This window comes from Pseudomonas sp. Eth.TT006 (genome assembly GCF_054456575.1).
The window spans coordinates 39,230-64,793 of the sequence record NZ_JBTJEN010000019.1; the positions used below are offsets into that span (position 1 = coordinate 39,230).

Genomic DNA, 25,564 nt, shown 5'->3' on the forward strand with positions numbered 1-25,564 from the left:
CGAGAACCTCTTGTAGCAATGCGCGCTTGTCGCGCAATCGGTAACAAATTGCCGTTCAAAAAAATTACGCCCCGCGCCAGCCCAGTAAAACCGGGGCTTGCAGCGCAGTCAATTTTTCGACGACTGTTAGACGATGTCTGTAACCCTCCGTAACACCAGTCGATTTCGGCACTACATAACCCCTAAAAAAGTGCTCGTTTTTATGGTTACCACTACATTTCGCGCAAACCATGAAGATAGACGCAGTCTGCAACTGACAGCCGGCACCGGACGCCGCTACAATTACCGACTTTGTCGCAAAGCCTGGAGCTCAACCTTCCGTGCCCGTTCTGCGTCTACCGCTTCTCCCTGCTGCGGCAGGTAAACAGCATTGGGGCAATCTGCCCGGTGCTGCTCTGAGTCTCGCGATTGCCGAGGCTGCCAGCGCTGCCAAGCGCTTCACCCTGCTACTGACCGCCGACAGCCAGAGTGCCGAACGGCTGGAACAGGAGCTGAGTTTCTTCGCCCCGGATTTGCCCGTACTGCATTTCCCCGACTGGGAAACCCTGCCCTACGACCTGTTCTCGCCGCACCAGGACATCATTTCCCAGCGCATCGCCAGCCTGTACCGCCTGCCGGAACTGGCACACGGCGTGCTGGTGGTGCCAATCACCACGGCCCTGCACCGTCTGGCGCCGACCAAGTTCCTGCTCGGCAGCAGTCTGGTACTGGATGTCGGACAAAAGCTCGACGTCGAGCAGATGCGCTCGCGACTTGAAGCCAGCGGCTATCGTTACGTCGACACGGTCTACGAGCACGGCGAGTTCACCGTGCGCGGGGCGCTGATCGACCTGTTCCCGATGGGCAGCAAGCTGCCATACCGGATCGACCTGTTCGACGACGAAATCGAAACCCTGCGCACCTTCGATCCGGAAAACCAGCGCTCCATCGACAAGGTCGATTCGGTCAAGTTGCTGCCGGCGCGGGAGTTTCCGCTGCAGAAAGACGCGGTCACGCGCTTCAAGGCGCGCTTCCGCGAGCGTTTCGACGTCGACTTCCGACGCTGCCCGATCTTTCAGGACCTGAGCAGCGGGATTACCCCGGCCGGCATCGAGTACTACCTGCCACTGTTCTTCGACGAAACCTCGACCCTGTTCGATTACCTGCCGCAGGACACCCAGGTGTTCTCGCTGCCGGGCATCGAGCAGGCGGCGGAAAATTTCTGGAACGACGTGCGCAATCGCTACGAAGAGCGCCGCGTCGATCCTTCGCGTCCTTTATTGCCGCCTGCGGAACTGTTCCTGCCGGTGGAAGACTGCTTCGCCCGGCTCAAGAGCTGGCCGCGAGTAGTCGCCAGCCAGCAGGACGTGGAAAGCGGCGCTGGCCGTGAACGCTTCCCGGCTCAGGCGCTGCCGAATCTGGCGATCGAAGCCAAGGCCACGCAACCGTTGGCCGCGCTGTCGGCATTTCTCGACGAATTCCCCGGGCGCGTGTTGTTCACCGCCGAATCCGCAGGCCGGCGCGAAGTCCTGCTGGAGCTGCTGGAACGCCTGAAACTGCGGCCGAAAACCGTCGACAGCTGGCCGGACTTCGTCAGCAGCAAGGACCGTCTGGCGATCACCATTGCCCCGCTCGACGAAGGCCTGCTCCTCGACGAGCCGGCGCTGGCGCTGGTGGCCGAGAGTCCACTGTTCGGGCAACGGGTCATGCAGCGTCGTCGCCGCGAAAAACGCGCCGACGCCAACAATGATGCAGTGATCAAGAACCTCACCGAGCTGCGCGAAGGCGCGCCGGTGGTGCACATCGATCACGGGGTCGGGCGGTATCTGGGCCTGACGATTCTGGAAATCGACAATCAGGCGGCCGAATTCCTCACCCTGGAATACTCCGAGAACGCCAAGCTCTACGTGCCGGTGGCCAACCTGCACCTGATCGCGCGCTACACCGGCAGCGATGACTCCCTGGCGCCGCTGCACCGCCTCGGCTCCGAGACCTGGCAGAAAGCCAAGCGCAAGGCCGCCGAACAGGTGCGCGACGTCGCCGCCGAACTGCTCGACATCTATGCCCGTCGCGCCGCTCGCGAAGGCTATGCGTTCGCCGATCCGAAAGCCGATTACGCCACGTTCAGCGCCGGTTTCCCGTTCGAAGAAACCCCGGATCAGCAAGCGACCATCGAAGCCGTGCGCGAAGACATGCTCGCGCCGAAACCGATGGACCGTCTGGTCTGCGGCGACGTTGGTTTCGGCAAGACCGAAGTGGCGATGCGCGCAGCGTTCATCGCTGTGCACGGCGGTCGTCAGGTGGCGATTCTGGTGCCGACCACCCTGCTCGCCCAGCAGCATTACAACAGCTTCCGCGACCGCTTCGCCGACTGGCCGGTGACCGTGGAAGTGATGAGCCGCTTCAAGTCAGCCAAGGAAGTCAACGCGGCAATCGCCGATCTCGCCGAAGGCAAGATCGACATCGTTATCGGCACGCACAAGCTGCTGTCCGACGACGTGAAGATCAAAAACCTCGGGCTGGTGATCATCGACGAAGAACACCGCTTCGGTGTCCGTCAGAAGGAACAGCTCAAGGCCCTGCGCAGCGAAGTCGACATTCTTACCCTGACCGCCACGCCGATTCCGCGCACGCTGAACATGGCGGTGTCGGGTATGCGCGACCTGTCGATCATCGCCACGCCGCCGGCGCGGCGCCTGTCGGTGCGCACCTTCGTCATGGAGCAGAACAAGAGCACGGTCAAAGAAGCCTTGCTGCGTGAACTGCTGCGCGGCGGTCAGGTGTATTACCTGCACAACGATGTGAAGACCATCGAGAAATGCGCCGCGGATCTCGCCGAACTGGTGCCGGAAGCACGGATCGGCATCGGCCACGGGCAGATGCGTGAGCGCGAACTCGAACAGGTGATGAGCGACTTCTATCACAAGCGCTTCAACGTGCTGATCGCCTCGACCATCATCGAGACCGGCATCGACGTGCCGAGCGCCAACACCATCATCATCGAGCGCGCTGACAAGTTCGGTCTGGCGCAACTGCACCAGTTGCGCGGGCGCGTCGGCCGCAGCCACCACCAGGCTTACGCCTACCTGCTGACGCCGCCGCGCCAGCAAATCACGTCGGATGCGGAAAAGCGTCTGGAAGCGATCGCCAACACCCAGGATCTCGGCGCCGGTTTCGTGCTGGCGACCAACGACCTGGAAATCCGTGGTGCCGGCGAACTGCTCGGCGACGGCCAGAGCGGACAGATTCAGGCTGTGGGCTTCACGCTGTACATGGAAATGCTCGAGCGCGCGGTGAAGTCGATCCGCAAGGGCGAGCAGCCAAACCTCGATCAGCCGCTAGGCGGTGGCCCGGAGGTCAACTTGCGGGTGCCAGCGTTGATTCCGGAAGACTATCTGCCGGATGTGCATGCGCGGCTGATCCTGTACAAACGCATCGCCTCGGCCACCGACGAGGAAGGCTTGAAGGATCTGCAGGTCGAGATGATCGACCGTTTCGGCCTGTTGCCGGAGCCGACCAAGAACCTGGTGCGTATCACCGCGCTGAAGTTGCAGGCTGAACAGCTGGGCATCAAGAAAGTCGACGGTGGCCCGCAAGGTGGGCGCATCGAGTTCGAAGCGCAGACGCCGGTCGACCCGATGACCTTGATCAAACTGATCCAGACTCAACCCAAACGCTACAAATTCGAAGGCGCCACGATGTTCAAGTTTCAGGTGCCGATGGAACGCCCGGAAGAGCGCTTTAATACTGTAGAGGCGCTGTTCGAGCGCCTCCTCCCGAAAACTGTTTGAAGGACGCCCAATGCGCCTGTTTCGTTCGCTGACTTTGCTGCTGACCTTGGCAGCACCCTCGGTTTTTGCCGATGACCTGTATCAGGTCGAAATGATTCTGGTGCGGCAGAACGCCGTGCCGGCGATCGTCAGCCGTGCCGCGCCGGAAGACTGGGCTGCCGGCGCCAAACCGGTGGACGCTGGCAGCCAGCGCACGCCTGCGCTGACCGAGGTGGCCAACAAACTCACTGCCAGCGGCGACTACAGCGTGCTGCTGCACAAGGCCTGGCAGCAGACCCTCGGCGAAGCACCGACCAAGGTCGCCGTCAGCGATGGCAAGGAACAGTTCGGTCAGTTCCCGATCGAGGGCACCCTGGAAATGAAACTGGGGCGCTTCACCGATGTGAACGCCGATTTCTGGGTCAACCAGATCGACGCCAATGGCATGGTCACCGCCAGCGAACGTCTGAAGCAGGACAGCCACACCAAGAATGGCCAGCTCAACTATCTCGACAACGGCCACCTGGCCCTGCTGATCAAGATCACTTCCCTGACGGCGCCTGCGCCACGGGAAGCGCCTGAAGCGATTCCGGACTGATCGAAGTCCTTATGTCCGCGCCCCTGAGCAAACCGTTGGCACCCTCCTGGGTCAGCCGATTCAAGGAACAGAGCCTGGAGCGTGGCCGCCGCTACGCCCTGGAGAATCGAGTACGCATCGCCCAGGTCGGCGACGCCACCATTACCGCCAGTTGCGAAGGCTCTGGCGGTAATGTTTACCGGCAGACCATCACGCTGCGCGAGTCGGCGAAAGGCACCCTGTTGCTGGTTGAGGCCGCGTGCAGCTGCCCGGTGCGCAACAACTGCAAACACTGCGCCGCAGTGCTGCTGCAAATTCAGGAAACCCTCGAGTATCCCGCTGCCGCGAAAGACGCCGAACTGCTGGAAAAACTCCAGGCCGTTCTGGAAAACCGCAGCCCCAAGGCGCCACCGCAAGTGCTGGTGGACAACGTGCAGCCGGTGCCGCGTCTGTGGCTGGCGAGCGTCGAGTTCAGCGCGTTCGAGCCGCGCAACGGCAAGATGCAGCGTTACATCCAGCATCGGGCGGCGTTGTCGTTCAGCTATCTGGACGAATACGTCAGCGGGCAGAAAAACAGCGACATCCTGATTCGCCAGGAAACGCAGACCCTGCGGATAAAACGTCACCCCGAGGTGGAACAGTCCTACCGCGAACAGTTGCGAATCCTCGGCTTTCGCATCGCCACCCGTCAGAGCAAAGCGCTGCCGGAAAGCGCTGGCGAGTTGTACGAGATGGTCAACGACAGCGCGTGGCTGACCTTCACCCTCAATGAACTGCCGAAGCTGCGCACCCAAGGGTGGGAATTGCAGATCGACGAGGAATTCGGCTTCGACCTGACCGCCGTCGACGACTGGTACGCCACCGTCGAGCAGGCGCCGGAGCGCGACTGGTTCGATCTGGAACTGGGAATCATCGTCAACGGCGAACGCCTGAGCCTGCTGCCGATCCTGCTCAACCTGATGCGCTCGCACACGGAAATCCTCAACCCGGAACGTCTGGCGCGCCGCCGCGATGACGAGCTGATTCTGGTCAACATTCCGCAACGCAACAGCGAGCACGGGCCATTGCAGGTGGCCCTGCCGCTGGGCCGCTTGAAACCGGTCCTGGCAACGTTGGGCGAGTTTTATCTGCAGGAGCCGGGCGAAACCACTCTGCGCCTGAGCAAGGCCGACGCGACACGACTGAACTCGCTGGAAGGCCTGCCCCTGCTGTGGGAAGGCGGCGAGCAGATCCGCACGTTCGCGCAGCGCTTGCGTGACATTCGCGAATTCAACGCGCACGCCCCTGAAGGGCTGAACGCGACGCTGCGCCCCTATCAGCTTGAAGGCTTGAGCTGGATGCAGTCGCTGCTTCAGCTTGAAGTGGGCGGAATTCTCGCGGACGACATGGGCCTGGGTAAAACCCTACAGACCCTGGCGCATATTCTCAGCGAAAAAAACGCCGGACGCCTGGATCGACCGTGCATGGTGGTCATGCCCACCAGCCTGATCCCGAACTGGCTCGATGAAGCCGCGCACTTCACGCCGCAACTGAAGGTGGTCGCGCTGTACGGTGCCAGTCGCAAAAAGCATTTCGACCGTCTGGCCGACTTCGACCTGATCCTCACCACCTACGCGCTACTGCCCAAGGATGTCGAACGCCTGGCGCAACAGCCGCTGCACGTGCTGGTGCTGGACGAAGCCCAGTACATCAAGAACCCCAACAGCAAAGCGGCGCAGGCCGCGCGCGAGCTCAACGCACGGCAGCGCCTGTGCCTGAGCGGTACGCCGCTGGAAAACCACTTGGGCGAGTTGTGGTCGCTGTTCCACTTTCTGCTGCCCGGCTGGCTCGGTGACGTCAAAAGCTTCAACGCCGATTACCGCGTGCCCATCGAAAAACGCGGCAGCGAAGTCAGACTGCAGCACCTCAATGGTCGGATAAAACCATTCCTGTTGCGCCGCACCAAGGAACAGGTGGCCACCGAACTGCCGCCGAAGACCGAGATCATCCACTGGGTCGATCTCAACGAAGCCCAGCGCGACGTGTACGAAACCATGCGCCTGGCAATGGACAAGAAGGTTCGCGACGAGATCACGCGCAAGGGCGTGGCGCGCAGTCAGATCATCATTCTTGAAGCCTTGCTCAAGCTGCGTCAGGTCTGCTGCGACCTGCGTCTGGTCAACGACGCCACCCTGCCCGCGCGCGGCAGCACCTCGGGCAAGCTCGACAGCCTGATGGACATGCTTGAGGAGTTGTTCGAAGAAGGTCGGCGAATTTTGCTGTTCTCGCAGTTCACCTCGATGCTGTCACTGATCGAGGACGAGCTGAAAAAACGCAACGTGGCCTACGCACTGCTGACCGGCCAGACCCGCGATCGGCGCACGCCGGTGAAGGAATTCCAGAGCGGCAAGCGTCAGATCTTTCTGATCAGCCTGAAGGCCGGCGGCGTCGGCTTGAACCTGACCGAGGCGGACACGGTGATTCATTACGACCCGTGGTGGAACCCGGCGACCGAGAATCAGGCCACCGACCGCGCGTATCGGATCGGCCAGGAAAAACCGGTGTTCGTCTACAAGATGATTGCCCGGGGCACGGTGGAAGAAAAGATTCAGCACCTGCAGAAGGAAAAGTCCGACCTGGCAGCCGGCGTACTGGATGGGCGCAAGGCCGGGGACTGGAAGCTGCAGAACGATGATATCGAAGCGTTGTTTGCGCCGTTGCCGGATAAGCTCGACAAGCGTTGAGATCTGTTTTGTCTGTCAGGTAGCTATTCGCGAGCAAGCCCGCTCCCACATTGGATCTGTGGCGTTCACCAATCCAGTGTGAATGCCAAAAACCTAATGTGGGAGCGGGCTTGCTCGCGAATAGGGGCACCTCGCTCTAACGGTTAAAATCCACGCTCAAACCTTGGAAACTGGTAACGGCGCAAACAGCGCCTCGATGTCACTCTGCTCCAGCTTCCAGCCACCCGCTGTCCCGCCCTCGAGCACTGCGCCAGCCAACGCTGCCTTCTCCTGCTGCAACGCCTGTATTTTTTCCTCGACGGTGCCGCGCGCGATCAACTTATAGACGAATACCGGGTTGTTTTGCCCAATTCGATACGCACGATCGGTGGCCTGATTCTCCACTGCCGGATTCCACCAGGGATCGAAATGGATCACCGTGTCCGCAGCGGTCAGGTTCAAACCGGTACCGCCGGCTTTCAGACTGATCAGAAACAGCGACACCTTGCCGCCCTGAAAATCCTTTACCGGTGTACGCCGATCCTTGGTTTCACCGGTCAACAGCGAATAGGCAATTTCACGTTGCTGCAACTCTTGTTCGATCAAGGCCAGCATCGAGGTGAACTGCGAAAACAGCAGGATTCTGCGACCTTCGCCGAGCAGTTCTTCAAGCATTTCCATCAGACTGACCAGCTTGCCGCTCCCCGAACGCAGCGCCTTCGCGGTCAGTGGCATATTGATCAGGCGCAAGTCACAGCAGACCTGACGCAGCTTGAGCAAGGCTTCAAGAATGATGATCTGACTGCGCGCCACTCCACTGCGGGCAATTTCGTCGCGCACTTTTTTGTCCATCGCCACGCGAACCGTTTCATAAACATCACGCTGGCCGTCGCTGAGATCGACCCAATGGACAATTTCGGTTTTCGGCGGTAACTCGGTGGCTACCTGATCCTTTTTGCGACGCAGTAAAAACGGTTTTATCCGCGCTGTCAGATGTTGCATGCGCTCGGCGTTGCCGTGCTTCTCGATCGGCGTGCGATAGTCGCGATTGAACGCCTTGCTGTCACCCAGCCAACCGGGCATCAGGAAGTGGAACTGCGACCACAGCTCGCCCAAGTGGTTTTCCATCGGTGTGCCGCTCAGGCACAAGCGCTGACGGGCTTGCAGGTCCCGCGCCGCCTGCGCTGCCTTACTGAGCGGATTTTTGATGTTCTGCGCCTCATCGAGAATCAGCACGCTCCACAACTGCGGCTGCAGAACCTCCACATCCCTCGGCAGCAAGGCGTAAGTGGTCAACACCAGATCGTATTCAGCAAGATTGGCGAAGTCTTTTTGCCGCCCGGCGCCATGCAGCGCCAGCACCTTCAGCTGTGGAGCGAAACGCTGTGCCTCATCGAGCCAATTGTGGATCAGGCTGGTCGGCATTACGGCCAAGGCGGGATGATCCAGCCGTCCGGCGTGTTTTTCCGTCAACAGGTGAGCCAGGGTTTGCAGGGTTTTACCCAGACCCATGTCGTCCCCAAGAATGCCGCCCACTTCCAGCTCACGCAGGGTTTGCATCCAGTTGAGGCCTTCGAGCTGATAGGGCCGCATCTGCGCATTGAGACCGGCTGGCGCAGCGACTTGCGTATGGGTTGATTCTCGCAAGCGCCGGGCAAAAGTGCGCAAACGCTCACCACCCTGCCATTCGAGCGACACGCCTTCCAGCAGACTCAGGCGTGCTGCGTCGGGAGCACTCAAGCGCAAGGTATCGCCGAGATGATCACCCAGATACAACTCGCTCAAGGTGGCCAACAGCGGCTTGACTCGCCCAAAGGGCAGCGCGACTTTGCCACTGATTCTGGTGCCGAAACGACCGGCGCCCAACTCGACCAAAAGCAGCTCATCATCAGCGCGCTCAGCGAGTTTGGCCGGATCCAGCAGCAGCGGCTGAGTGCGCAGCAGATGGAGAAAAATCGGCAACAGACTATGGCGTTCGCCGTTAACGACGATCCCTAATTGCAGGTCAAACCACTGCCGTCCCGACTCCTCCTCAACCTCGGCGTACCAATGCTCGATCGGCTCCACGTTGAAGTCGAAATTCCCGCTAACGTCAATTTGCCAGCCTGCCTCGCGCAACAGCGGAATTCCGTTCTGCGCGAAGGTGAGCCAGGCTGAATCATCAGGCAGATCAAACTTCTCACCGGGATGGTCAACGCTGCTTTTGCGCGTTGCTTTCTTGAAGCCATGCTTTTGCAACTGCTGACGCAATGCTTTTTCGGCGGCAGGTTGGCGCTGGATGCGCAGGGTTTCAGCGCCGGAAAGCACCATCACCTCCGGATTGCGGTCCTGCACGGGATGACCGTCGTAGGTGAACAGCAATGCGGCGCGGTGCTCGGGTTCGTATTTCCAGCGCGTGTAGCGTTTGCCGCTGGCGAGGGTCAGATGAGCGCTGGGCAAAACACCATTGATCACTCGCTCAGTCAGTTGATGGGGCGGGGCCAACTTCGTGACGGCACTCATTCGATGACTGAACTGAATCGCCTGACGGGCCGGAATCTCCGGGGCCAATGCCAGATGACAAGCAAGTTTCTCATCAAGTTCGTTGAACAGCGGGCCGACTTGTTGCCGCTCACGATCCAGATAATACAGCGGCTCCAATGCAAGTACGGTTTCTACCGACGATTCAGCGCTGCTCCATTGCGGGCGAAAACTGCCGTTGGCTTGTTCGGCCCAGGTAAACTGCGCGCTTCTTCGGGGGCCCGCCGTCAGCGGTTGCAGCACTTCAAAATCCAGAAACAACCGAGACGTGCGCAGCAACATTTCCAGCAATTCGGCGCCACTGCTTCCTTCCAGTGGATAGCCGCTGTAGTAAGCATGATGGGAGTGCATGGCTACCAGCAGCCTGGCAATCCGCAGATCGAGTTCGGTCAGATAACCGGGTTGACGCATCAACAGGTCTGAAAGCGAGAACAACGACTTCACTTCGCGCAGTGCGCCGCTTTTGAGCTGGTAGACCTTGAAGATCTCTACCAGCCATTTGCCTGTAACCGGTGTTGCCTTGAGTTTGTAGAAGAGCCGCGTACTGGCTGCCTGCGAGGTTTCATCAGCAGACTGGGTCGCCGCAGGAATACTGGAGAGCCAGTGTTCAAGTGAGCGACTCAATTGAACCGGGGAATCAACTTCAGGCGCTTCAATGGCGCGAGCCTGCAAGTGAAAGAGCACCGCCGCGCTGTGCTTGCAGTTGATCTCGACCGGACAGGAACAAAAGCAATGCAGGCCGAATTGCTCATGCTGATCTTTGACCAGATAGATTTCCTGTTGATAGACGTAATTTTCAGATCCGGCGCAGGTCGCCTCGATCATCTCATCATCGACCAGATGGATCCCTATCCGATCCTCGACGGCGTAATCGCGAGCCTTGGCCAAAGCATTACGACTGAATGCCTCAGTCCAAGGCAGCGTATGAAGCTGATCGATGATGATCGCCATGGTGTTTATCAGTCCTTAGCCAGCCAACACCCGCGCCAACGTCGATTTCACCTTGCCCATCCCGTCATGCAACGCCTGCTCGATCTCGGCCATGGTGATCACCGCCGTGGTCTTGCCCGCTGCGGGATTCACCACCAGTGCCAGGCAGGCGTAATCCAGATCCAGCTCACGCGCCAGCGCCGCTTCCGGCATGCCAGTCATGCCGACGATGTCGCAGCCGTCACGCTCCAGACGGACGATCTCCGCCACGGTTTCCAGACGCGGGCCCTGGGTGCAGGCATACACGCCCTGGTCGCTGTATTCACAGCCTTCGGCCGCCAGCGCGGCGATCAATTGCTGACGCAACGGCTCGCTGTACGGAAAGCTGAAGTCGATGTGGGTGACATGATCCAGGTCGTCAGCAAAAAACGTGTGCTCGCGACCGCTGGTGTAATCGACGATCTGATGTGGCACGCAGAAATGCCCGGTGCCCATGGCCGGGTGAATCCCGCCCACTGCGTTGACGGCGATGATCGCCTCGGCACCCGCCTGTTTCAGTGCCCAAAGGTTGGCGCGGTAGTTGACCTTGTGCGGCGGGAAGCGATGCGGATGGCCGTGACGCGCAAGGAACAGCACTTCCTTGCCGGCGTACTCGCCGATCTGTACTTCGGCCGACGGCGCGCCATAGGGCGTGTCCACGGCCAACGATTGACGAATGCTCAAGCCTTCGAGTTGGGTCAGGCCGGTGCCACCGATGATTGCGTAAACCGTCATTGCGAAAAATCCTTAGTCGATCAGTTGAGCGTCTTTTAGCGCGCCGATGGCGGTGAGCCAGCGCGGGTCCTGACGGTAATCGGTGCTGGCGAATGCCTGGCCGCGCATCCGCGCAATGCGCGCGGACGGCTTGACCTTCATTCGTTGTGCGGCGCTCAAGGCCAGTTCCGCCGCCGCGCGATCGTTGCACACCAGACCCATGTCGCAACCGGCACTGAGCGCGGCCTCGATACGGCTGGCGGCATCGCCGACCACGTGGGCACCGGCCATTGACAGATCATCGCTGAAGATCACGCCGTCAAACTGCAACTCGCCGCGCAGGATGTCCTGCAACCAGCGCCGGGAAAAACCGGCTGGCTGCGAATCGACTTGCGGATAGATGACATGCGCGGGCATGACCGCCGCCAGTTGCTTGCTGAGCCGGGCGAACGGCACGAGGTCGTTGGCGCGGATCTCGTCAAGGCTACGCTCATCGTTGGGGATGGCGACGTGGGAGTCGGCCTCAGCCCAACCGTGACCGGGAAAATGCTTGCCGGTGGCAGCCATGCCGGCGCTGTTCATGCCGCGGATAAAAGCTCCGGCGAGCAAGGCAGCGCGCTCAGGGTCGCCCTCGAAAGAGCGCGTGCCAACCACGGCGCTGCGCTGGTAATCCAGGTCCAGCACCGGAGCGAAACTCAAGTCGAGGCCGACCGCCAGCACTTCGGTGGCCATGATCCAGCCGCATTGCTCGGCGAGGTATTCGGCGTTCGGATTGTCAGCGATGGCGCGCATCGCCGGCAAACGCACGAAGCCTTGGCGCAGGCGCTGCACGCGACCGCCCTCCTGGTCTACCGCCAGCAGCAGATCCGGGCGGATTGCGCGGATCGCGGCGCTCAGCTCGCGCACCTGGCGCGGATGCTCGATGTTGCGGGCAAAAATGATCAGGCCACCCACTTCGGGCTGACGCAACAATTGGCGATCCTCGGCCGTCAGCCAGGTACCGGCGACGTCCACCATCAACGAGCCTTGCAGGCCAGCAGTCATAGAGATTCCTTGAAAACGAAAAACCCGTTCCGCAGGACATCGCCACCGAGAGCAAGGCCCGGCAGGCTGACGATAATCATGGGGAACGGGTTCAGAACGAGAGTCGGCATGGGCGGCTAGCTTAGCGGATGTAAACTGCCGCGCCCACCCGTGTGCGGTTAAACCTTGGCGGCCACCGGGGTCGATTTGCTGCGCGGACGCAGTTGCGCTGTCGCCATTGCCGGGTCGGTGACACCGGTTTCGGCACGCATACCAGCGGCGAGGAACGGCACCATCAGGCGCATCACCTGCTCGATCGAGGTGTTGACGCCGAAATCGGTCTCGGCAATCGCACGCAAAGCCTTGATCCCCGACATGCTGAACGCCGCAGCGCCGAGCATGAAGTGTACGCGCCAGAACAGCTCTATCGGGGGGATGCGCGGTGCGGCTTCGTTGACCAGCAGCATGTAGCGACGAAACACTTTGCCGTACATGTCTTCCAGATAGCGACGCAAGTGGCCTTGGCTCTGGCTGAACGCGAGGCCCAGCAAGCGCATGAAGATCGACAGATCGTTACCGCTGCGCGGCTGCACCACGAGCGCCTGTTCGACGAGGATCTCCAGCAACTCTTCAAGCGTCGGCTTGTTTTCCGGCTTGGCCTGACGCCGCTCCAGCTCTTTGTCGAGGCTGAGGCAGAACGGACCGAGGAATCTCGAGAAAACTGCCTGGATCAACGCCTTCTTGGAGCCGAAATGATAGTTCACCGCCGCCAGGTTGACGCCGGCCTTGCTGGTGATCAAACGCAATGAGGTTTCGGCGAAACCTTTTTCCGCGAACAACTGCTCGGCAGCATCAAGAATGCGTTCAACGGTTTCCGACTGGGCCATGGCTACTCCGCCTGACAAACACTTGTTTGAAACATACGTTTCAGCCTGTGCCTTGTCAAGCCTGCGAGTTCGTTTTGGGAATGGTCGGTCAGCTATTTAACCATACTCGCCTGCTGCATTAATAAGCACCGTGACTGACCGTCCGGCGGTAGACAGAAAAACGGGCATTGCCAAGGCCGCTTCACTGTATATAATCCCAGTCACTGTATAAAAAGACAGAGCGATCAATATGCTAAAGCTGACGCCACGCCAAGCCGAGATTCTGGCCTTTATCAAACGCTGCCTTGAAGACAACGGCTTCCCGCCAACCCGTGCGGAAATCGCTCAGGAACTGGGCTTCAAGTCGCCCAACGCGGCGGAAGAACATCTCAAGGCTCTCGCCCGAAAAGGTGCCATCGAGATGACTCCGGGCGCCTCTCGCGGCATCCGTATTCCGGGTTTCGAAGCCAAAGCCGAAGACTCTACCCTGCCAATCATTGGCCGGGTCGCCGCCGGTGCACCTATCCTTGCCCAGCAACACATCGAAGAATCCTGCAACATCAACCCGGCCTTCTTCCACCCCCGCGCCGATTACCTGCTGCGCGTACACGGCATGAGCATGAAGGACATCGGCATTTTCGACGGTGACCTGCTGGCGGTGCATACCACCCGCGAGGCCCGTAATGGCCAGGTTGTGGTTGCTCGCATCGGCGATGAAGTGACCGTCAAGCGCTTCAAGCGCGAAGGCAGCAAGGTCTGGCTGATTGCTGAAAATCCTGAGTTCGCCCCTATCGAAGTCGACCTGAAAGATCAGGAACTGGTGATCGAAGGCTTGAGTGTCGGCGTAATCCGCCGCTAAAGGAGGCTTTATGCAGTTCCCACACGCACCTCAGCAAACACAACTGCCTTTGTTCGAAGCGTTTCTGGCACAACCGATGGCGCCGATCCTGAAGGAAGTGGTCGAGCGCCCCTGGAATGCCGAACCGGAAGTATTCAGTGAGCTGTCTCTGCGCGGTGCGACGGGGAACTGCCTCAGCCTGCTCGCTCCGATTCTTCGCGAACTGAGCGAGGATCAGGACGCACGCTGGCTGACCCTGATCGCTCCGCCTGCCAGCCTGACTCAGACCTGGCTGCGCGAAGCGGGCCTGAACCGCGAACGCATTCTGCTGCTGCAACCGCGCGGCACGCAGAGCGCTCAGCAACTGGCCTGCGAAGCACTGCGCCTGGGTCGCAGCCATACGGTCGTGACCTGGCTCGATCCGCTGAACAGCGGCTCACGGCAACAGCTGATCAGCGCTGCTCGCACGGGCGACGCTCAGAGCCTGAACATTCGATTGGGCTGATGCACTTGTAACGCGCGCTGTGTGAAGCGCAGGGCTTCTCCAAGGACAGAGAAGCCGACTTGATGCTATCGGCAATCGCCGAAAAGCAGCGGGAATCAGTGAAGAACCCGCGGCCCCTCTTCCTTGTCAAACTCGCCTTCAACCATACGACCGGCCATCTGCACGCCGACGCTCAACATCGCCTTGGCGATTTCCACGTGCTGGCCTTGCAGGAACGCCTTGGCATCTTCGGAGAAATCCAGCGTCACCAGAGAACCCTCGTCCTCAGCCCTGCGCAGTTCGATTCGACCGTCTGGTAACTCGACAATTTCTAGAAAGGACGTTGGCATATAGGTCTGTTCTCCACGAAAGGCAGGGATTATATAGACATCATTCAGGCTTCGCTCGGGATCTTGACCAGCAGCATGTTTCAGTTTGCCACTGTGTCAATTGCCTTCAGCATTCATTCAAGCCTTCGCGAAAACGGATAGCCAGACTCTTCAGGTTCTGCCGCCAGCTCTCCAGCTCTTCGCGCGTCAGCTCCTGCGGCGCCTCTTCTTCATCCAGATTAACCGCCTGAATCAACGGCTGCGTCACATCGCCCTTCGGCTTGTGTGGCACCCGTGGTGGCTGGAACATTGCCGAGTACGCAGCGAGCAGTCGGGCCAGCCAGGTTTCAGGATTGCCGGCCAACTCAATCATCTCGGCCAACTCGGGGATGGCGATCGACTCGAGGACTTCGCGACTCAGCAACGCTTCCGCCCGCGACGCATTGGCCTGAGGCAGACGGTAGAAACCGGCGATCTCATGGCACAGCCCCAACAGCGCGCCGTAGAGGTGAAACAGCGCCGACTCACGTCCAGCCTGAATCAACGCCAGCGCATTCATTGCCCGACCTTCTTCGGCGCGTGCCAGTGCTTCCAGCGACAGGCCGGCGAAATAGATCTTCTGATTGGTGCGGGTATAGAGTTCGTGCGCCATGCCGGCAGTCTCCACAGCGAAATAATTGCGTCACACAGGCCGGACAGTGTCGTGGATCAGCCGATCCCACCGCAAGCACAAAACAGAAAGGCCGCATGAAAACCCGAGGGTTATCATGCGGCCTTTTTGTATATCTGACTAAAGCTTACTCAGCCTTGGCTTTCGTGCGCTTGTCTTCAACGGTCCACTTGCCACCGTCGTAGAAGGCTTTCCAGCCAGTAGGCTTGCCGTCGACTTCGGTCTGCACGTATTGCTCCTTGGTCTTGCGGCTGTAGCGGATAACCGCTGGCAGGCCGTCAGGATCCTTCTGCGGAGCTTCGCACAGGAAGTGATACTTCGGATCGATCTCGTCCTTGTGCGGCAGAATCTCGATCACCAGCGGAGCGCGGGTCTCACGGTTTTTCGGGAATTGACTGGCTGCCAGGAACAGACCGGAGGCACCGTCGCGCAGGATGTAGGTGTCGTTGACCTTCTCGCATTTGAGCTCAGGCATCTTCACCGGATCCATCTTCGGCGGCGCCGCATCACCGCTCTTCAGCAGTTTGCGGGTGTTTTTGCAGGTCGGGTTGGTGCAACCGAAGAACTTGCCGAAACGGCCAGTCTTTAACTGCATCTCACTGCCGCACTTGTCGCATTCCAGGCTCGGGCCTTCGTAGCCCTTGATGCGATAGTTGCCCTCTTCGACTTCGTAGCCGGCGCAATCCGGGTTGTTACCGCAGATGTGCAGCTTGCGCTTCTCGTCGAGCAGATAGGCGTCCATCGCCGTGCTGCAGATCGGGCAACGATGCTTGCCACGCAGAACCAGCGATTCCGATTCACCCTCGTCGTCCGCAGCGATCTCGTCGCCCGGCACCAGATTGACGGTGGCCTTGCAGCGTTCTTTCGGCGGCAGGCTGTAACCCGAGCAACCGAGGAAGACGCCGGTCGATGCAGTACGTATCTGCATCGGACGGCCGCAGGTGGTGCACGGAATGTCAGTCATGACCGGCTGGTTGGCACGCATGCCATTGTCCGGATTTTCCGCCACTTCAAGCTTCTTCTTGAAGTCGCCGTAGAACTCGTCCAGCACGTTTTTCCAGTCGCGCTCGCCCTGAGCCACGTCATCGAGGTTCTCTTCCATGCCGGCGGTGAAGCCGTAGTCCATGAGGTTGGAGAAGCTCTCCGACAGACGCTCGGTGACGATGTCGCCCATCTTTTCCGAGTAGAAACGACGGTTGTGCAGGGTCACGTAGCCACGATCCTGGATGGTCGAAATGATCGCCGCATAGGTCGAAGGACGACCGATGCCGCGTTTTTCCATTTCCTTGACCAGACTGGCTTCGGAGTATCGCGCCGGCGGCTTGGTAAAGTGCTGCGACGGATCGAGCTTGATCAGCTTCATCACGTCGCCCTGCGCCATGTCCGGCAGAACGTCGTCATCGCCCGGCTTGGTGATCTGCGGCAACACACGGGTGTAACCGTCGAATTTGAGGATACGACCCTTGGCACGCAGCTCGAAATCACCCGCAGCGACACTGACCGTAGTCGACAGGTATTGCGCCGGTAGCATCTGGCAAGCGAGGAACTGGCGCCAGATCAGCTCGTAGAGGCGCTCCGCATCACGTTCCATGCCTGCCAGCTTGCTTGGCGTGGTGTTGGCGTCAGAAGGACGAATCGCTTCGTGAGCCTCTTGTGCGCCTTCCTTGCTGCTGTAGACGTTTGGCGTTTCCGGCAGGTATTTCTTGCCGAACTCCTCTTCGATGTAAGTGCGCGCCATCGCCACGGCGTCCGCCGAGAGGTTGGTTGAGTCGGTACGCATATAAGTGATGTAGCCGGCTTCGTACAGACGCTGGGCCATCATCATGGTTTTCTTCACGCCGAAGCCCAGGCGGTTGCTCGCGGCCTGCTGCAGGGTGGACGTGATGAACGGCGCCGACGGCTTGCTGCTGGTCGGCTTGTCTTCGCGCTTGACGATGCTGTAGCTGGACGATTTGAGCTTTTCCAGCGCGGCCGTGGCCTGTGCTTCGTTCAGCGGCTTGAAGGCTTCGCCCTTCTCGCGTGCCACTTCGAAACGCACGGTCGAGCCCTTGGCGGTGCCGAGGTCGGCGTGCACTTCCCAGTATTCTTCCGGGTTGAATGCACGAATCTCGCGTTCACGCTCGACCACCAGCTTCACGGCAACCGATTGCACGCGACCGGCGGACAGGCCACGAGCGATCTTCGCCCACAGCAGCGGCGAGACCATGTAGCCGACGACGCGGTCGAGGAAACGACGCGCCTGCTGCGCGTTCACCCGATCAATGTCCAGCTCGCCCGGCTCGGAGAAGGCTTCCTGAATCGCCTTCTTGGTGATTTCGTTGAACACCACGCGCTTGTAGCGGCTGTCGTCACCACCGATGGCTTCGCGCAGGTGCCAGGCAATGGCCTCCCCCTCGCGATCCAAGTCGGTTGCGAGATAGATGGTGTCAGCATCCTTGGCGAGCCGGCGCAGCTCTTCGATGACCTTCTCTTTGCCCGGGAGGATCTCGTACTGGGCTTTCCAGCCATGATCGGGATCGACCCCCATACGCGAGACCAGCTGCTTGCGCGCTTTCTCTTTCGGCGTGAGCACCGGCGCTTCACCCGCAGCAGCCTTGCCGCGCTTGGCGGCTGGCTCTTTGCTGGCGCTAGCCGAACCGCTGGTGGGCAGGTCTCGGATATGGCCGATACTCGACTTCACCACGTATTGGTTGCCCAGATACTTGTTGATGGTCTTGGCCTTAGCCGGGGATTCCACAATGACCAGCGATTTGCCCATGGATCAGAAAATTCCTGAATTCTAGAAGTGAAAGGCGGTTGGCGCCTGACGCGGCACCGCTATATATAGTTGATACAAGGTGAGGTCAAGCACAGGGTTCTGTGCAAACGCGCCTCATGCCTTGGAAAAAAGGCTCGGTTCGGCTTGCACCAAAGCAAAGCGCGGCACCTGCTCGCCGTCAACCTCGACCGACTCGACGAACATGCTCAAAGGGCGCACCCAAAAGCCATAATCGCCATACAGGGCTTGGTAAAAGACCACTTCTTCTTCGGTCTCGGAATGCCGCGCAACACTGAAAACGCGGTACTGCGGACCTTTGTAATGTTGGTAGAGCCCAGGTTGTATCGGCATGCTTCGGCCCTCACTCAAATTTTTTCAAAATAAAAACAAATAAATCCACAAAAACAAAAACCGGGGCACTTGGCCCCGGCTTCCATCGACGAGACGCTTAGACGCGTTCGAAGACGGTGGAGATGCCTTGGCCGAGACCAATGCACATAGTGGCCACCCCGAAGGTACCGCTATTCTGCTTCATCACGTTCAGCAAAGTGCCGGAGATACGGGCACCAGAGCAACCGAACGGATGACCCAGAGCGATCGCGCCGCCGTGCAGGTTAACCTTCTCGTTCATCTTGTCGAGAACTTTCAGATCTTTCAGCACTGGCAGGGCCTGTGCAGCGAAAGCTTCGTTGAGCTCGAAGAAGTCGATATCGTTGATGCCAAGGCCCGCACGCTTCAGGGCTTTTTGTGTTGCTGGCACTGGACCATAGCCCATGATCGCCGGGTCCACACCCGCCACTGCCATCGAACGGATCACGGCCATCGGCTGGATCCCCAGGTCCTGCGCACGCTGAGCCGACATCACGATCATGCACGAAGCACCATCAGTGATCTGCGACGAAGTACCGGCTGTCACGGTGCCGCCCTTTGGATTGAAGGCAGGCTTGAGGGCCGCCAGACTTTCCAGGGTGGTTTCCGGACGAATGGTTTCGTCGTAGTCGTACAGCTTCAGGAAGCCGTTTTCATCGTAACCCTGCATCGGGATGATTTCGTCTTTGAACTTGCCTTCCACCGTTGCCTTGTGGGCCAACTGGTGGGAACGCACGCCAAAGGCGTCCTGCTGCTCACGGGTAATGCCGTGCATCTTGCCAAGCATTTCCGCGGTCAGACCCATCATGCCCGAGGCTTTCGCCGCGTACAGCGACATGTGCGGGTTCGGATCGACACCATGCATCATGCTCACGTGGCCCATATGCTCGACGCCACCAACCACGAACACGTCACCGTTACCGGTCATGATCGCTTGCGCAGCGGTGTGCAGGGCACTCATCGACGAGCCACACAGGCGGCTGACGGTCTGACCAGCCGAGGTGTGCGGAATCTGGGTCATCAGCGACGCCATGCGCGCGATGTTCCAGCCCTGCTCCAGGGTCTGGTTGACGCAGCCCCAGATCACGTCCTCGACTTCCGCAGGATCGACCTTGGTGTTGCGCTCCAGCAGTTTGCTGATCAGGTGCGCCGACATGTCTTCGGCGCGGGTGTTGCGGTGCATGCCGCCCTTGGAGCGGCCCATCGGCGTACGACCGAAGTCGACAATCACGACGTCTCTAGGATTCAAGCTCATAAGTTCACTCTCACTCTAGTTGGGGGCGCTTAACCGAAGAAGCTCTGGCCGTTTTTGGCCATTTCGCGCAGCTTCGCGGTCGGGTGGTACAGCGCGCCCAAATCAGCGTACTGGTCAGCCAGGGCAACGAACTCGGCAACACCGATCGAATCGATGTAGCGCAGCGCACCGCCACGGAATGGAGGGAAACCGATACCGTAGACCAGACCCATGTCGGCTTCGGCAGCAGTTTCAACGATGCCGTCTTCCAGGCAACGCACGGTTTCCAGGCACAGCGGGATCATCATCCAGTTGATGATGTCTTCGTCAGTGACTTCGCGCTGCTCGTAAATGATCGGCTTGAGCACTTCCAGCACCGACGGGTCGGCGACTTTCTTCTGCTTGCCTTTCTTGTCAGCCTCGTAGGCGTAGAAGCCCTTGCCGTTCTTCTGACCCAGGCGCTTGGCTTCGTACAGCACGTCGATGGCCGAACGACGGTCATCCTTCATGCGATCCGGGAAGCCTTCAGCCATCACGTCACGACCATGGTGACCAGTGTCGATGCCGACCACGTCCATCAGGTACGCCGGGCCCATCGGCCAGCCGAACTTTTCCATGACCTTGTCGATACGCACGAAGTCCACACCGGCACTGACCAGCTTGGCGAAACCGCCGAAGTACGGGAACAGCACGCGGTTGACCAGGAAGCCCGGGCAGTCGTTGACCACGATCGGGTTCTTGCCCATTTTCTTGGCGTAGGCAACGGTGGTGGCAATCGCCAGCTCGCTGGACTTCTCGCCACGGATCACTTCCACCAGCGGCATCATGTGCACCGGGTTGAAGAAGTGCATGCCGACGAAGTTTTCCGGACGCTTGAGAGCCTTGGCCAGCAGGCTGATAGAGATGGTCGAGGTGTTGGACGCGAGGATGGTGTCCTCTTTGACCTTGTCTTCGACTTCAGCCAGCACCGCTTGCTTGACCTTCGGGTTCTCGACGACCGCTTCGACAACCAGATCAACGTGACCGAAATCGCCATAAGACAGGGTCGGACGGATGCCGTTGAGCACTTCAGCCATTTTCGCGGCAGTCATGCGACCTTTGTCAACGCGGCCCACCAGCAGTTTGGCGGCTTCGGCCAGGCCCTGCTCGATACCGTGCTCGTTGATGTCCTTCATCAGGATCGGCGTGCCTTTGGAGGCCGACTGATAAGCGATACCGCCACCCATGATGCCGGCACCCAGTACCGCAGCCTGCTTCACATCTTTGGCGATTTCGTCGTAGGCCTTGGCCTTTTTCTTCAGCTCCTGATCGTTCAGGAACAGACCGATCAGGCTCTGCGCAGCAGAAGTCTTGGCCAGTTTGACGAAACCGGCAGCTTCGACTTCCAGCGCCTTGTCACGACCGAAGTTCGCGGCTTTCTGGATGGTCTTGATCGCTTCCACCGGCGCCGGGTAGTTCGGGCCAGCCTGACCGGCTACAAAACCTTTGGCGGTTTCGAATGCCATCATTTGTTCAATGGCGTTCAACTTGAGTTTTTCAAGTTTTGGCTGACGCTTGGCCTTGAAATCAAACTCGCCGGAGATGGCGCGTTTGATCAGCTCAAGGGCAGCTTCCTGCAGCTTCTCCGGGGCAACCACGGCATCGACGGCGCTGACTTTCAGGGCGTCTTCAGGGCGGTTTTCCTTGCCAGCGGCAATCCACTCGATGGCATTGTCGACACCGATCAGGCGCGGCAGACGCACGGTACCGCCGAAGCCTGGGTAGATGCCAAGCTTGACTTCCGGCAGACCGATTTTGGCCTTGGTGGACATGACGCGATAGTCAGCCGCCAGGCACATTTCCAGACCGCCGCCCAGCGCGATGCCATTGATCGCTGCCACGGTCGGAACATTGAGGTCTTCGAAATCGCTGAAGATCTTGTTGGCTTCGAGATTGCCAGCAACCAGCTCGGCATCCGGCAGCTTGAAGTTGTCGACAAATTCGGTGATGTCGGCGCCGACGATGAACACGTCCTTGCCACTGCTGACGATCACGCCCTTGATCGAAGCATCTGCCTTGATGGTGTCCACGGCCTGACGCAGTTCGTTCAGGGTAAGACGGTTGAACTTGTTGACGGACTCACCCTTGAGGTCGAATTTCAATTCGACGATGCCACTTTCAAGAGCTTTAACCGTGATGGCTTTACCTTCGTAAATCATCAACTGATCTCCACGATATGGAAGCTGAACAGTACACGTCGGACGCAGGTAAATGGCTCGGCAGGACGCTTTTTCGTCGATGCTGACGCCTATCCACCCGGCACACCCGCCAACGCGATAGTCGGGATTCTGTAGGAGCAGTCTGTAAGACAAACGCTCAATTCATACGCCCGTTTGATTTGGGTATGTCACCTTCACGGAATTTCCGACAATTGTCAATCGCCCAAAATGCGGGTTGAAATACGACTTTGCGGTCACTTCCGCCGCACGCAAAGCCGCAACACAGCGCTGCATGCAAAGCCATTCATAGAATCAATAGTTAGAAAAGTCGCCCTAATTCACCGCGGGCCTTGTTTAACAGGCTACTCTGGCTGGACTACACGGAGATTCGCCGATCACGCAACGTCGAGTCAGCGACAAAAACAGTTACCGGCCTGCCTGGCCACCCCGCCCGATGAATCATGTCGGGCTTTTTATTGCTCGTCTGCCGGACCTTCCCCACCCTTGCGGTGGGAAAAGTCTACGAATCACGCCAGCGCCTTCAGAGTCGCGTCGATATCCTGCAAAACCGTGGCGTCGCCCTTCTCGCCCCAATACAAAGCGATCATCTGCTTGTCGGCCTCGACCTTGAACACGTTGCCGGGCAATTTTTCGAAATGATTGAGCAAAGCCCGGTCTTCGCAGATTTCCTGCCATTGATTGACCCACACGCCCGGCGATTTCTGCCAGTAGGCCCAGCACGCAGGCTGACTGCCGCGCCGCGGTCGATGGTACTGCGCGCAGGGGCTGGGAGGCTCCTGAGACAGCCAGTGCGGCCATTCCTGAGGCGCCAGTTGCATGGCCAGTCCGATGCGTCGCGCCTCCATGCGCAGGGCCATTCTTGCGCTTTGCACACGCGACGGGCGCAGCCATGCCAGTGGACTCAAGACCACCAGCAGGATTGACACCACTAGCCAGACCGTCATATCTCTACTCCCGACTTTAAATGAGCGCATTGCGTCACTTTGGAACCAGCGCGCTTGAAACCAGCCATACTTAACACTATTGAACCGTCACGAGGAGCACCTCATGCCCTACACCCATATCCTGGTCGCCGTCGACCTGACCGAAGAGTGCGACCCTGTGATTCACCGCGCCCGCGAGCTGGCGGCGAGCAATAGCGCCAAGCTGTCGCTGGTGCATATCGTCGAACCGATGGCGATGGCGTTCGGTGGCGACGTGCCGATGGATCTGTCACAACTGCAACAACAGCAGTTCGATCAGGCCAAGGAGCGCCTTGAGCGCTTGAAACAAAAATACACCGAGCTTGAAGGCGCCAACTGCCATTTGACCTATGGCCAGCCACGCCAGGAAATCCATCACTTCGCCAAGGACCAAACGTGCGATCTGATCGTGGTCGGCAGCCATGGCCGTCATGGCTTGGCGCTGTTGCTCGGATCCACCGCCAATGACGTACTGCACGGTGCTCCTTGCGACGTGCTCGCAGTGCACCTGGTGAAACGCTAACTCTGTGTAGGAGCTGCCGCAGGCTGCGATCTTTTGATCTTGGTTTTAAGATCAACAGATCGCAGCCTGCGGCAGCTCCTGCAAAAAGCCCGGCCTCACGCAAATGAGGCCGGGCTTTTTTGTCAGCCGATCAATCAGGCATCCAGCTCGGCCCAACGCTCCACCAACGCATCCAGCTCAGCCTGCAACTGCTCCAGCGAAGCAATGACCTTGGCCGTTTCCGCCGGCGGACGCTGATAGAAGCCAGCATTGGCCATTTCAGCCTCGACGGCAGCGATCTGCTGTTCCTTGGCATCGATATCGCCCGGCAACGCTTCCAGCTCGCGCTGCAGCTTGTAGCTCAGCTTCTTCTTGGCCGCCGGCGCCGCCGCGGCAGGTGCAGCAGCCACTGCCGGTTCAGCGGTAACCACCGCCGAATTCAAATCCGCCTTACCTGATTTGCTCTCGGTCACGCCCAGCAGACGCGGTGAGCCGCCCTGACGGATCCAGTCCTGATAACCACCCACATACTCACGCACCTTGCCTTCACCTTCGAAGACCAGGGTGCTGGTCACCACGTTGTCGAGGAATGCCCGGTCGTGACTGACCATCAGCACGGTGCCGTTGAAAGTCAGCAGCACTTCCTCAAGCAGTTCGAGGGTCTCGACGTCGAGGTCGTTGGTCGGTTCGTCGAGTACCAGCAGGTTCGCCGGTTTGCTGAACAGCTTCGCCAGCAGCAAGCGCGCACGCTCGCCACCCGACAGCGCCTTGACCGGCGTGCGTGCCCGCTGCGGGCTGAACAGGAAGTCGCCGAGGTAGCTCAGCACGTGGCGACTCTGGCCGTCGATGTCGATGAAATCACGACCTTCGGCGACGTTGTCGATCACGGTCTTTTCCAGATCCAGTTGATGGCGCAACTGGTCGAAATAAGCCACGTCGATTCGCGTGCCCTCCTCCACTTTGCCGCTGGTCGGTTGCAGACCATTGAGCATCAGTTTGAGCAGAGTGGTCTTGCCGGTACCGTTGGCGCCGAGCAGGCCGATACGGTCGCCGCGCTGCAGGACCATCGAGAAGTCCTTGATCAGGTACGGACCGTCCGGGTGATGGAAGCTGACATTTTCCAGCACCATGACTTGCTTGCCGGACTTGTCGGCGGTTTCCAGCTGGATGTTGGCCTTGCCGGTACGCTCGCGACGCTCACTTCGCTCTACGCGCAGGGCTTTCAGGGCGCGCACCCGGCCTTCGTTACGGGTACGACGGGCCTTGATGCCCTGACGGATCCACACTTCTTCCTGAGCCAGTCGCTTGTCGAACAGCGCGTTGGCGGTTTCTTCAGCGGCCAGCGCGGCTTCCTTGTGCACGAGGAAGCTGGCGTAGTCGCCGTTCCAGTCGATCAACCCGCCACGATCCAGTTCGAGGATACGCGTGGCGAGGTTCTGCAGGAAGGAACGGTCGTGCGTGATGAACAGCACGGCGCCCTGGAAATCCTTCAGCGCTTCTTCGAGCCAGGCAATCGCGCCGATGTCCAGGTGGTTGGTTGGTTCGTCGAGCAGCAGCAGATCCGGCTCGGACACCAGCGCCTGCGCCAGCAGCACGCGACGACGCCAGCCACCGGACAACTCGGCGAGGGTCTTGTCGGCCGGCAGCTGCAGGCGGCTCAGGGTGCTGTCGACCAGGGTCTGCAAGCGCCAGCCGTCACGCGCTTCGAGGTCGTGCTGGACGTGCATCAGCTTGTCGAGATCGGCGTCGGTGACGATGTTCTGGCTCAGGTGATGGTATTCCGCTAGCAACGCGCCGACACCGTCCAGGCCTTCGGCTACCACGTCGAACACGGTCCGCCCGTCGGCCACCGGCAATTCTTGCGGCAATTCGCCGATTTTCAGACCGGGGGCACGCCACACCGAACCGTCATCGGGCTTCTGGTCGCCCTTGACCAGCTTCATCATGCTGGATTTGCCAGTGCCGTTGCGGCCGATGATGCACACCCGCTCACCACGGGCGATCTGCCAGGACACCTTGTCCAACAACGGCATAGCGCCGAATGCAAGGGACACATCGCTGAATTTGAGCAGGGTCATG

The 25,564-nt window shown here is 59.6% G+C and carries 18 protein-coding genes; 6 read left to right on the forward strand and 12 right to left on the reverse strand.

What is annotated here, in order from left to right; translation table 11 throughout:
* The first annotated feature begins 320 nt into the window (after window positions 1–320).
* Genes mfd through ACXR0M_RS24155 form a run of 3 tightly spaced genes read left to right on the forward strand, consistent with a single transcriptional unit; the run spans window position 321 to window position 7,049 of the window.
* Window positions 321–3,770 carry a transcription-repair coupling factor gene (gene mfd, locus ACXR0M_RS24145; RefSeq protein ID WP_458834166.1) on the forward strand — a complete coding sequence of 1,150 codons (3,450 nt, stop codon included), beginning with the start codon at window positions 321–323 and terminating at the stop codon, window positions 3,768–3,770.
* A gap of 10 nt (window positions 3,771–3,780) precedes the next feature.
* The gene (locus ACXR0M_RS24150) at window positions 3,781–4,347 is read left to right on the forward strand and encodes a CsiV family protein (RefSeq protein WP_458834167.1); all 567 of its coding nucleotides are present in this window, start codon (window positions 3,781–3,783) and stop codon (window positions 4,345–4,347) included.
* Between the two features lie 11 nt (window positions 4,348–4,358).
* Window positions 4,359–7,049 carry a DEAD/DEAH box helicase gene (locus tag ACXR0M_RS24155; RefSeq protein ID WP_458834168.1) on the forward strand — a complete coding sequence of 897 codons (2,691 nt, stop codon included), beginning with the start codon at window positions 4,359–4,361 and terminating at the stop codon, window positions 7,047–7,049.
* Between the two features lie 156 nt (window positions 7,050–7,205).
* Here ACXR0M_RS24155 and ACXR0M_RS24160 read toward each other — a convergent pair whose 3' ends face one another.
* The 4 genes from ACXR0M_RS24160 to ACXR0M_RS24175 form a co-directional block, all read right to left on the reverse strand.
* The gene (locus ACXR0M_RS24160; RefSeq protein ID WP_458834169.1) at window positions 7,206–10,499 is read right to left on the reverse strand and encodes a DEAD/DEAH box helicase; all 3,294 of its coding nucleotides are present in this window, start codon (window positions 10,497–10,499) and stop codon (window positions 7,206–7,208) included.
* A gap of 15 nt (window positions 10,500–10,514) precedes the next feature.
* Window positions 10,515–11,252: an S-methyl-5'-thioinosine phosphorylase gene (locus tag ACXR0M_RS24165; RefSeq protein WP_458834170.1), complete on the reverse strand. Its 738-nt coding sequence runs from the start codon at window positions 11,250–11,252 to the stop codon at window positions 10,515–10,517.
* 12 nt (window positions 11,253–11,264) lie between these two features.
* Window positions 11,265–12,275 (reverse strand): beta-N-acetylhexosaminidase, encoded by a 1,011-nt coding sequence (gene nagZ, locus ACXR0M_RS24170; protein ID WP_025111059.1) that lies wholly within the window; start codon window positions 12,273–12,275, stop codon window positions 11,265–11,267.
* A gap of 158 nt (window positions 12,276–12,433) precedes the next feature.
* Window positions 12,434–13,141 (reverse strand): TetR/AcrR family transcriptional regulator, encoded by a 708-nt coding sequence (locus ACXR0M_RS24175; RefSeq protein WP_458834171.1) that lies wholly within the window; start codon window positions 13,139–13,141, stop codon window positions 12,434–12,436.
* A 229-nt stretch (window positions 13,142–13,370) separates the two neighbouring features.
* Here ACXR0M_RS24175 and lexA point away from each other — a divergent pair, with 229 nt between their 5' ends.
* Window positions 13,371–13,979 carry a transcriptional repressor LexA gene (gene lexA, locus ACXR0M_RS24180; RefSeq protein ID WP_458834172.1) on the forward strand — a complete coding sequence of 203 codons (609 nt, stop codon included), beginning with the start codon at window positions 13,371–13,373 and terminating at the stop codon, window positions 13,977–13,979.
* Between the two features lie 10 nt (window positions 13,980–13,989).
* Window positions 13,990–14,463, forward strand: a complete 474-nt coding sequence (gene sulA / locus ACXR0M_RS24185) for an SOS-induced cell division inhibitor SulA (protein WP_458834173.1) — start codon at window positions 13,990–13,992, stop codon at window positions 14,461–14,463.
* Window positions 14,464–14,558: 95 nt separating this feature from the next.
* Here sulA and ACXR0M_RS24190 read toward each other — a convergent pair whose 3' ends face one another.
* The 7 genes from ACXR0M_RS24190 to ACXR0M_RS24220 all read right to left on the reverse strand — a co-directional run bounded on the left by ACXR0M_RS24190 (window position 14,559) and on the right by ACXR0M_RS24220 (window position 22,965).
* The gene (locus ACXR0M_RS24190) at window positions 14,559–14,792 is read right to left on the reverse strand and encodes a hypothetical protein (RefSeq protein WP_003226592.1); all 234 of its coding nucleotides are present in this window, start codon (window positions 14,790–14,792) and stop codon (window positions 14,559–14,561) included.
* 106 nt (window positions 14,793–14,898) lie between these two features.
* A complete protein-coding gene (locus ACXR0M_RS24195) occupies window positions 14,899–15,423 on the reverse strand; it encodes a DUF6586 family protein (protein WP_458834174.1) in 525 nt (174 codons plus the stop codon).
* Window positions 15,424–15,568: 145 nt separating this feature from the next.
* Entirely contained in the window at window positions 15,569–18,199 is a 2,631-nt protein-coding gene (topA, locus tag ACXR0M_RS24200; RefSeq protein WP_458834175.1) for a type I DNA topoisomerase, read from the reverse strand.
* Between the two features lie 114 nt (window positions 18,200–18,313).
* A complete protein-coding gene (locus ACXR0M_RS24205; protein WP_007961814.1) occupies window positions 18,314–18,550 on the reverse strand; it encodes a DUF1653 domain-containing protein in 237 nt (78 codons plus the stop codon).
* Window positions 18,551–18,647: 97 nt separating this feature from the next.
* The gene (gene fadA / locus ACXR0M_RS24210; RefSeq protein ID WP_095182362.1) at window positions 18,648–19,823 is read right to left on the reverse strand and encodes an acetyl-CoA C-acyltransferase FadA; all 1,176 of its coding nucleotides are present in this window, start codon (window positions 19,821–19,823) and stop codon (window positions 18,648–18,650) included.
* A gap of 29 nt (window positions 19,824–19,852) precedes the next feature.
* Window positions 19,853–22,000, reverse strand: a complete 2,148-nt coding sequence (gene fadB / locus ACXR0M_RS24215) for a fatty acid oxidation complex subunit alpha FadB (RefSeq protein ID WP_458834176.1) — start codon at window positions 21,998–22,000, stop codon at window positions 19,853–19,855.
* Between the two features lie 527 nt (window positions 22,001–22,527).
* A complete protein-coding gene (locus ACXR0M_RS24220; RefSeq protein ID WP_458834177.1) occupies window positions 22,528–22,965 on the reverse strand; it encodes a hypothetical protein in 438 nt (145 codons plus the stop codon).
* A gap of 103 nt (window positions 22,966–23,068) precedes the next feature.
* Here ACXR0M_RS24220 and ACXR0M_RS24225 point away from each other — a divergent pair, with 103 nt between their 5' ends.
* Window positions 23,069–23,506 (forward strand): universal stress protein, encoded by a 438-nt coding sequence (locus tag ACXR0M_RS24225; protein ID WP_458834178.1) that lies wholly within the window; start codon window positions 23,069–23,071, stop codon window positions 23,504–23,506.
* 134 nt (window positions 23,507–23,640) lie between these two features.
* Here the strand turns inward: ACXR0M_RS24225 and ACXR0M_RS24230 are convergent, their stop codons facing one another.
* Window positions 23,641–25,563, reverse strand: a complete 1,923-nt coding sequence (locus tag ACXR0M_RS24230) for an ATP-binding cassette domain-containing protein (protein WP_458834179.1) — start codon at window positions 25,561–25,563, stop codon at window positions 23,641–23,643.
* Between the last annotated feature and the right edge of the window lies 1 nt (window position 25,564).

Bases quoted from the DNA above. Each gene is read 5' to 3' on its own strand.
- nagZ (WP_025111059.1), bottom strand. From the start codon at position 12,275: ATGACTGCTGGCCTGCAAGGCTCGTTGATGGTGGACGTCGCCGGTACC.
- ACXR0M_RS24155 (WP_458834168.1), top strand. From the start codon at position 4,359: ATGTCCGCGCCCCTGAGCAAACCGTTGGCACCCTCCTGGGTCAGCCGA.
- fadB (WP_458834176.1), bottom strand. From the start codon at position 22,000: ATGATTTACGAAGGTAAAGCCATCACGGTTAAAGCTCTTGAAAGTGGC.
- ACXR0M_RS24205 (WP_007961814.1), bottom strand. From the start codon at position 18,550: ATGCCGATACAACCTGGGCTCTACCAACATTACAAAGGTCCGCAGTAC.
- ACXR0M_RS24195 (WP_458834174.1), bottom strand. From the start codon at position 15,423: ATGGCGCACGAACTCTATACCCGCACCAATCAGAAGATCTATTTCGCC.
- ACXR0M_RS24165 (WP_458834170.1), bottom strand. From the start codon at position 11,252: ATGACGGTTTACGCAATCATCGGTGGCACCGGCCTGACCCAACTCGAA.
- ACXR0M_RS24220 (WP_458834177.1), bottom strand. From the start codon at position 22,965: ATGACGGTCTGGCTAGTGGTGTCAATCCTGCTGGTGGTCTTGAGTCCA.
- topA (WP_458834175.1), bottom strand. From the start codon at position 18,199: ATGGGCAAATCGCTGGTCATTGTGGAATCCCCGGCTAAGGCCAAGACC.
- ACXR0M_RS24230 (WP_458834179.1), bottom strand. From the start codon at position 25,563: ATGACCCTGCTCAAATTCAGCGATGTGTCCCTTGCATTCGGCGCTATG.
- ACXR0M_RS24150 (WP_458834167.1), top strand. From the start codon at position 3,781: ATGCGCCTGTTTCGTTCGCTGACTTTGCTGCTGACCTTGGCAGCACCC.
- ACXR0M_RS24190 (WP_003226592.1), bottom strand. From the start codon at position 14,792: ATGCCAACGTCCTTTCTAGAAATTGTCGAGTTACCAGACGGTCGAATC.
- ACXR0M_RS24225 (WP_458834178.1), top strand. From the start codon at position 23,069: ATGCCCTACACCCATATCCTGGTCGCCGTCGACCTGACCGAAGAGTGC.
- ACXR0M_RS24175 (WP_458834171.1), bottom strand. From the start codon at position 13,141: ATGGCCCAGTCGGAAACCGTTGAACGCATTCTTGATGCTGCCGAGCAG.
- ACXR0M_RS24160 (WP_458834169.1), bottom strand. From the start codon at position 10,499: ATGGCGATCATCATCGATCAGCTTCATACGCTGCCTTGGACTGAGGCA.
- fadA (WP_095182362.1), bottom strand. From the start codon at position 19,823: ATGAGCTTGAATCCTAGAGACGTCGTGATTGTCGACTTCGGTCGTACG.
- lexA (WP_458834172.1), top strand. From the start codon at position 13,371: ATGCTAAAGCTGACGCCACGCCAAGCCGAGATTCTGGCCTTTATCAAA.
- sulA (WP_458834173.1), top strand. From the start codon at position 13,990: ATGCAGTTCCCACACGCACCTCAGCAAACACAACTGCCTTTGTTCGAA.